At 72.7% G+C, this 6306-nt stretch carries 7 protein-coding genes and 1 pseudogene; 3 read left to right on the top strand and 5 right to left on the bottom strand.

Features of this window, described 5'->3' with window-relative positions:
* Positions 1-636: 636 nt before the first annotated feature.
* The 3 genes from ACFVYK_RS37625 to ACFVYK_RS37615 are packed head-to-tail and all read right to left on the bottom strand — an operon-like array spanning position 637 to position 2236.
* Positions 637-1404, bottom strand: coding sequence for a VOC family protein (locus ACFVYK_RS37625; RefSeq protein WP_389781238.1), 768 nt, complete (start codon positions 1402-1404; stop codon positions 637-639).
* Between the two features lie 7 nt (positions 1405-1411).
* Positions 1412-1825, bottom strand: coding sequence for a VOC family protein (locus ACFVYK_RS37620; protein ID WP_389781237.1), 414 nt, complete (start codon positions 1823-1825; stop codon positions 1412-1414).
* Between the two features lie 9 nt (positions 1826-1834).
* A complete protein-coding gene (locus ACFVYK_RS37615; protein WP_389781236.1) occupies positions 1835-2236 on the bottom strand; it encodes a helix-turn-helix transcriptional regulator in 402 nt (133 codons plus the stop codon).
* 475 nt (positions 2237-2711) lie between these two features.
* Between ACFVYK_RS37615 and ppk2 the strand changes: the two genes are divergently transcribed.
* The gene (gene ppk2, locus ACFVYK_RS37610; RefSeq protein ID WP_389781235.1) at positions 2712-3623 is read left to right on the top strand and encodes a polyphosphate kinase 2; all 912 of its coding nucleotides are present in this window, start codon (positions 2712-2714) and stop codon (positions 3621-3623) included.
* Between the two features lie 129 nt (positions 3624-3752).
* Here the strand turns inward: ppk2 and sodN are convergent, their stop codons facing one another.
* On the bottom strand, positions 3753-4148 hold the full coding sequence (gene sodN / locus ACFVYK_RS37605) for a superoxide dismutase, Ni (protein ID WP_069773659.1): 396 nt from the start codon (positions 4146-4148) through the stop codon (positions 3753-3755).
* A gap of 145 nt (positions 4149-4293) precedes the next feature.
* On the opposite strand from sodN, the pseudogene sodX reads away from it, so the two are divergent.
* Positions 4294-4725, top strand: a pseudogene (sodX, locus tag ACFVYK_RS37600) (nickel-type superoxide dismutase maturation protease); the annotation flags it as partial.
* On the opposite strand, the gene ACFVYK_RS37595 reads toward sodX, so the two are convergent.
* Positions 4632-5261 (bottom strand): CGNR zinc finger domain-containing protein, encoded by a 630-nt coding sequence (locus ACFVYK_RS37595; protein ID WP_389781234.1) that lies wholly within the window; start codon positions 5259-5261, stop codon positions 4632-4634. The pseudogene sodX and the gene ACFVYK_RS37595 sit on opposite strands and share 94 nt — an antisense overlap.
* A gap of 97 nt (positions 5262-5358) precedes the next feature.
* Between ACFVYK_RS37595 and ACFVYK_RS37590 the strand changes: the two genes are divergently transcribed.
* Positions 5359-6243 (top strand): class I SAM-dependent methyltransferase, encoded by an 885-nt coding sequence (locus tag ACFVYK_RS37590; protein WP_389781233.1) that lies wholly within the window; start codon positions 5359-5361, stop codon positions 6241-6243.
* Positions 6244-6306: the final 63 nt, after the last annotated feature.

The raw sequence follows: 6306 nt of genomic DNA, 5'->3' as shown, positions 1-6306 counted from the left end.
GGCCGTGTGCCCGCCTGTCCGATGGGCTGCCCGACCGCCCGTGCGTCTGTCTGCCTCCCGGCCGCGGGCGCGCCGACTGGCCGTGTGCCCGCCTGTCCGATGGGCTGCCCGACCGCCCGTGCGTCTGTCTGCCCAGGCGGTCGCCCGGATGCCTGGCTGCACGTCCGCTCGCCGGGAAGGTGACGTACGGCGGGGAGCGCTCCGGCGGTGGCCGCCCTACTCTGAGGACATGGACAGGGAACAACGCGTCTGTTCCGCCTGCGGGCAGCCCGTGCAGTCCGTCGTGCGGCGGCACAAGACGCTGGGCGCATGGGTCCCGCGGTGGGTTCCGGGGCCGTGTCACAACCCGCAGTGCGAGGCGTACGTGGAGCCGGGCGCCCACTCCGATCCCGCCACCGGACCGGGGCAGCCCGGGCACGCCGCACACTTGGCCGAACCTGGGGAGGAGCCCGGCGCCCCCGCCGCCCGGACCTCGTGACGTCGGGGTGCGGACGGCGGCCGTACGGCCGCCAGAGGAGCCGCGGTTCTCGACGACAGCCGTCCTGACGACTGGCTTCTCGGCGACCGTTCTCGGCGACCGCGTTCTCGACGATCGTGTCCTCGGCGGCCGCGGTCCGCCCGGTCCCTGGCCAGGGGTCAGGAACCGGCCCGGGGCAGCCCGCCCGTCTCGGCGTCGCGGCCGGTCAGGCAGTACACGCCGCCGGCCGGGTCGCGCAGCACCGTCCAGTGGGGATGGCGGGCGACGAACGTCGCGCCGAGCCGTTCGTGCCGGGCGCGCACGGCGTCCACGTCCGCACCGCAGGCCAGGTCGAGATGGGCGCAGACCCGGCCGCCGGCGGCACCGGCTTCGTCGTCGAGCCGTTGCAGCAGGATGCGGACCGGGAGTCCGGCCGGCGGCTCGACCACATGGAACTCGGGCCGGGATCCGGGCCGGGCCGACCAGTCGGGCAGCAGCGCACTCCAGAAGGCGACCTCGGCGTCGAAGGCCGACGGCGGGAGGTCGACGCACACCTGGTCGAGACGGTTGCCGGCCACCACCGGCGGCCGCACGGCCTCTCCGTGCCAGGGCACCGCGCAGAACGCCTGCCCGGCCGGGGAGCGCAGCACGGCCCAGCCCTCGTGCGCGGCGGCCTGCTCGGCGCCCAGACGCCGGGCCTCCTCGACGAAGCCGGGCACGTCCTCGACGGCGAAGTCGAGATGCGCGCCGCCGTCGCCGCCCGCGACGCCCTGGACCTTCACGCAGGCGTCCGCGCCCTCGGGCAGCAGGGTGGCGAACTCGCCCCGCTCGCCCCTGGGCCCGGACGCACGGGTGTCCGTGACCGCGGCCCAGAAGGCGAGGGCGTGTTCGAACCGGGCGGCGGGCCGGTCGACGAAGGCGTACGTCCAGCGGACCGGTCGGTTCACGCCCGGGTCACGCCTTCCGCTCCATGAACCGCAGCATGTTCCCGGCCGGATCCCGGAAGGCGCAGTCGCGCACCCCGTACGGCTGGTCCATCGGTTCCTGCAGCACCTCGACGCCGGCCTCCTGCACCCGCGCGTGCAGCGCGTCGCAGTCGGCGGTGGTGAAGATGACCCCGCGCAGCACGCCCTTGGCGAGCAGCCGGGCCATCGCCTCCCGGTCGGCGGGGGAGAAGTCCGGGTCGGCGCCCGGCGGCTCCAGCACGATGCTCACCTCCGGCTGGAGCGGGGACCCGACGGTCACCCACCGCATCCCCTCGAAGGAGACGTCGTTGCGGACTTCCAGACCGAGGACCTCGACGTAGAAGTGCAGGGCCTTGTCGTGGTCGTCGACGGCGACGAAACACTGGTGGAGTTTGAGATCCATGCATCCAGCCTAGGCGCGCCGGCCCGGTCGGGGGCGGGTGAACCTCCTGGCCACGCAGGGGGCGATCACCGCGCTCTCGTCGTGCGAGCGGGCCCGGTACGCGCTCGGGGTCTCGCCGACCAGCTCGGTGAAACGGGAGCTGAACGAGCCGAGCGAGGTGCAGCCGACCGCGATGCAGACCTCCGTCACGCTGAGGTCCCCGCGGCGCAGAAGGACCTTGGCGCGCTCGACGCGGCGTGTCATCAGGTAGCCGTAGGGCGTCTCGCCGTAGGCCTCGCGGAAGCTGCGCTGGAAATGGCCGGGGGACATCAGCGCCGTGCCGGCGAGCGCGGCGACGTCGAGGGGCTCGGCGTACTCGCGGTCCATCCGGTCCCGGGCCTGCCGGAGCCTCACCAGGTCGTCCCGATTCATCACGCCAGGATCGCACGAGCGGCGCCCGCCGGGCGCGGCCGCCGGGACTGCCCCCACGGCGGCCGTTCTCGTCTTCGCGCAAGCCGTTCTCGCCCGGTCCGCCACTCGGGTCGCCTCGGCGGGCATCCTCCGCGCCGGTCCGGGCAGGCGGTGGGCAGCGGCGCGGTGGGGTGGTCGCGACGCGCGGAGTGGTCGCAGGGCTGCTCGCCCCGCGAATCCGGACCCCTTCGACCCGACCCTTTCGACCCGGACCCCTTCGACCCGACCCTTTCGACCCGGACCCCTTCGACCCGACCCCTTCGACCCCGACCCCTTCGACCCCGAGACCTTCGACCCCGAGCCCATCGACCCCGAGCCCATCGACCCCGAGCCCATCGACCCGACCCCTTCGACCCCGAGCCCATCGACGTGAGCCCTTAGACCGTGAGCCCATCGACGTGAGCCCTTAGACCGTGAGCCCTGGGAGGCGGACGCCATGACCACACGGCCCCTGCTGTCCGAAGAGACCGGCCTGCGGGTCGACTACAGCGACCAGGACGACCCGGTGCTCATCCGGCCGGACGGAAGTCCGGTCGACACCTGGCGGGAGAACTACCCGTACGCACAGCGCATGGAGCGCAAGGAGTACGACTGGCACAAGCGGCTCCAGCAGATCGAGCTGCTGAAACTGCAGAGCTGGATCAAGGAGACGGGACGCCGGCTCGTCATCCTCTTCGAGGGCCGGGACGCGGCCGGCAAGGGCGGCACCATCAAACGGTTCACCGAGCACCTCAACCCACGCGGCGCCCGGGTCGTGGCCCTGGAGAAGCCCACCGAGCGGGAACGCGGGCAGTGGTACTTCCAGCGGTACGTCGAGCAGCTCCCGACCGCGGGCGAGATCGTGCTCTTCGACCGGTCCTGGTACAACCGGGCGGGCGTCGAGCGGGTCATGGGCTTCTGCACCGACGACGAGTACCAGCGCTTCGCCCGGCAGGCGCCCATGTTCGAGCGGATGCTCGTCGACGATGGCCTCGACCTGGTGAAGTTCTGGTTCTCGGTGTCCAAGGGCGAGCAGCGCACCCGCTTCACGATCCGGCAGATCGACCCCGTACGGCAGTGGAAGCTCAGCCCCATGGACCTCGCCTCGCTGGACCGCTGGGACGACTACACCGCGGCCAAGGTCGCCATGTTCCGCGAGACGGACACGGCGTACGCGCCCTGGACGGTGGTCAAGAGCAACGACAAGAAGCGGGCCCGGGTCGAGGCCATGCGCAGCGTGCTCGCCCGGTTCGACTACGAGGACAAGGACGAGGAGGTCGTCGGCACCCCCGATCCGCGCATCGTCGGCGCGGCGGCCGGGCTGCTGGAGGTGGGCGAGGGCGAGGGCGACGAGGCGGACGGCCTCTGAGCGTCGCCCGGAACGCCACGACGCAGGGGCCCGGTCGGCTGTCCGACCGGGCCCCTGCGCAGGTGCGACGAGCGTCTCCCGCGACCCGCGATGGTGCACCGACCGCGGGCCATGACGGGGATCCGCGGGTCAGGCCTTCTTGGTCTCCCAGAAGATGTCGCTGATCTCGGCGATGAGCTCCAGGGCCTTCTCGCCGGTCTTCGGGTCCGTCGAGGCCTTGGCGGCCGACAGGGCCTTCAGGGCGTCGTTGACCAGCTGGTGCAGCTGGGGGTACTTCTCGAAGTGCGGGGGCTTGAAGTAGTCGCTCCACAGCACGGAGACGTGGTGCTTCGCGAGCTCGGCACGCTGCTCCTTGATGACGGTGGCGCGCGCCTGGAAGTGCGGGTCGTCGTTGGCGGCCATCTTCTCCTGCACGGCCTTCACCGACTCCGCCTCGATGCGGGCCTGGGCCGGGTCGTACACGCCGCAGGGCAGGTCGCAGTGTGCGCTGACCTTGACCGTGGGGGCAAACAGGCGGGAAAGCATGGAGCGTTCCTTCCTCGTGATCGTCTTCTCAGGTGGGACATTACTCCCTGAGGGACGGCTTTTGACGGGTGCCCCCATGGGCTTAGGACAAAAGTCCGGGGTCAGACTGAGACTGGTGGAGGAACGGACCGGGGAGGTGCCGGGGATGCCGGAGCTGTCGCAGGAGACCGAGCGGGGCAGGGCCACCGCGCCCTTCGGGCTGGCCGAGGTGACCGGTCCGTCGATGGTGCCCACCCTCCGGCACGGGGACCGGCTGCTGGTGCAGTACGGCGCGCGGGTGCGGCCCGGCGACGTCATCGTGCTGCGGCATCCCTTCCAGCAGGACCTGCTCGTCGTCAAGCGGGCCGTGGAGCGCCGGGCGGGCGGCTGGTGGGTCCTCGGGGACAACGCCTTCGCCGGCGGCGACAGCACGGACTACGGCGCCGTGCCCGACGAGCTGGTCCTGGGCCGGGCGCGGCTGCGTTACCGTCCGCTGAAGCCGGATCAGCGCTCGCCGCTGGCGGTGGTGCGCTGGGCGCTGTCGGCGGCCAGGCCGGTGTCGCCCGCGCGGTCCGCCTCCAGGCGCTTGCGGGCGCGGTACGCGGCCACGTTGGCGCGGGTGGCGCAGCGGTCGGAGCAGTAGCGCCGGGAGCGGTTGGTGGAGGTGTCGAGGTAGGCGTTGCGGCAGGGGCTCGCCTCGCACAGGCCCAGCCGGTCGACTCCGTGCTCGGTGAGGTGGAAGGCCAGCCCCATGGCGGCGATGGCCGCGTAGCCCGCCGTCGCGTTGGAGGGGTGGTCGGCCAGGTGCATGTGCCACAGCGGGTGGCCGTCGTCGTCGCGGAAGTCGTGGCCGGAGATCTGCGGGCTCACCGGGAACTCCAGGAGCAGGGAGTTCAGCAGGTCCACCGCGAGGGTCTCGTCGCCGCCGTCGGCCGCCTCGAACACGGCGCGCAGCCGGCCGCGGACCGAGCGGAAGCGGGTGACGTCGGCGTCGGTGGCGCGACGGGCGGCCGACTGGTTGCCGCCGAAGAGGCCCCGGACGGCTTCGACGGACGTCAGGGAGTCCTTGCCCCGGGTCGGCTCCTCGCTGTTGACGAGCCGCACGGCGTAGTCCGAGTAATAGGCCAGTTCCACTTGTAGTCCTTACGGAGGCGCTCTATGGTCGGGATGCGGGCGGGGTAACGGCCGTTCGTGCTTCCAGGGTATTACGTGACCTACGGGGAGGATGGCGATGACGGACGCGCGGACCACCAGGGCCGAAGCCGGGGCGGAAGCCGGGACGGAAGCCGGGACGGAAGCCGGGACGAAAGCCGGCACGAAAGCCGGGGCCGAAGCCGGCGCCCGAGCCGCGGACGGGGCCGGCGCCCCGGTCGGCGCCGACTGGGCCGCGTGGCAGCGGAGCTGGGACCGCCAGCAGGAGTGGTACATGCCCGACCGCGAGGAACGCTTCCGGGTCATGATCGACATGGTCGAGGCGCTGGTCGGGCCGGCCCCGCGGGTCCTCGACCTCGCCTGCGGCACCGGCACGATCACCGCCCGGCTGCTGGCCCGTCTGCCCGGCGCCACCAGCACCGGCGTGGACCTCGACCCGGCGCTTCTCGCCATCGCCGAGGGCACCTTCGCAGGCGACGACCGGGTCCGCCTCGTGACCGCCGACCTCAAGGACCCGGACTGGCCGACCCGGCTGCCCCACGACTCCTACGACGCCGTCCTGACCGCCACGGCCCTGCACTGGCTGCACAGCGAACCCCTCGCGGCCCTCTACGGGCAGGTCGCGGAACTCGTCCGCGACGGCGGTGTCTTCATGAACGCGGATCACATGATCGACGAGTCGACGCCCCGGATCAACGCGGCGGAGCGCGCGCAGCGCCGTGCGCGGATGGATCGGGCCAAGCGCGGCGGCGCCCTCGACTGGGCCGAGTGGTGGCGGCTCGCCGCCGCGGACCCCGTCCTCGCCGAGCCGACCGCCCGGCGCTTCGAGATCTACGGCGAGCACGCAGACGGCGACACGCCCTCCCCGGCGTGGCACGTGCGCGAGCTGCGCGCCCGCGGTTTCGGCGAGGCCCGCACGGTGTGGTGCTCGCCGTCGGACGCGATGGTGCTGGCGCTGAAGTAACGGCCGAGGGCCGGTCGGCCCGGTGCGGTGTGCGAGGAGGGGCGGTACGGAGATCTCCGTACC

The sequence above is a fragment of the Streptomyces sp. NPDC058291 genome (assembly GCF_042880855.1).
In the GTDB taxonomy this organism is placed as follows: domain Bacteria; phylum Actinomycetota; class Actinomycetes; order Streptomycetales; family Streptomycetaceae; genus Streptomyces.
Note: the sequence above shows the minus strand (reverse complement) of the source record. Positions and strands in the feature narration are given on the sequence as shown.

Coding starts and splice junctions, on each gene's coding strand:
- ACFVYK_RS37620 (WP_389781237.1), bottom strand. CDS start 1,825: ATGGATCTCAAACTCCACCAGTGTTTCGTCGCCGTCGACGACCACGAC.
- ACFVYK_RS37615 (WP_389781236.1), bottom strand. CDS start 2,236: ATGAATCGGGACGACCTGGTGAGGCTCCGGCAGGCCCGGGACCGGATG.
- ppk2 (WP_389781235.1), top strand. CDS start 2,712: ATGACCACACGGCCCCTGCTGTCCGAAGAGACCGGCCTGCGGGTCGAC.
- sodN (WP_069773659.1), bottom strand. CDS start 4,148: ATGCTTTCCCGCCTGTTTGCCCCCACGGTCAAGGTCAGCGCACACTGC.
- ACFVYK_RS37590 (WP_389781233.1), top strand. CDS start 5,359: ATGACGGACGCGCGGACCACCAGGGCCGAAGCCGGGGCGGAAGCCGGG.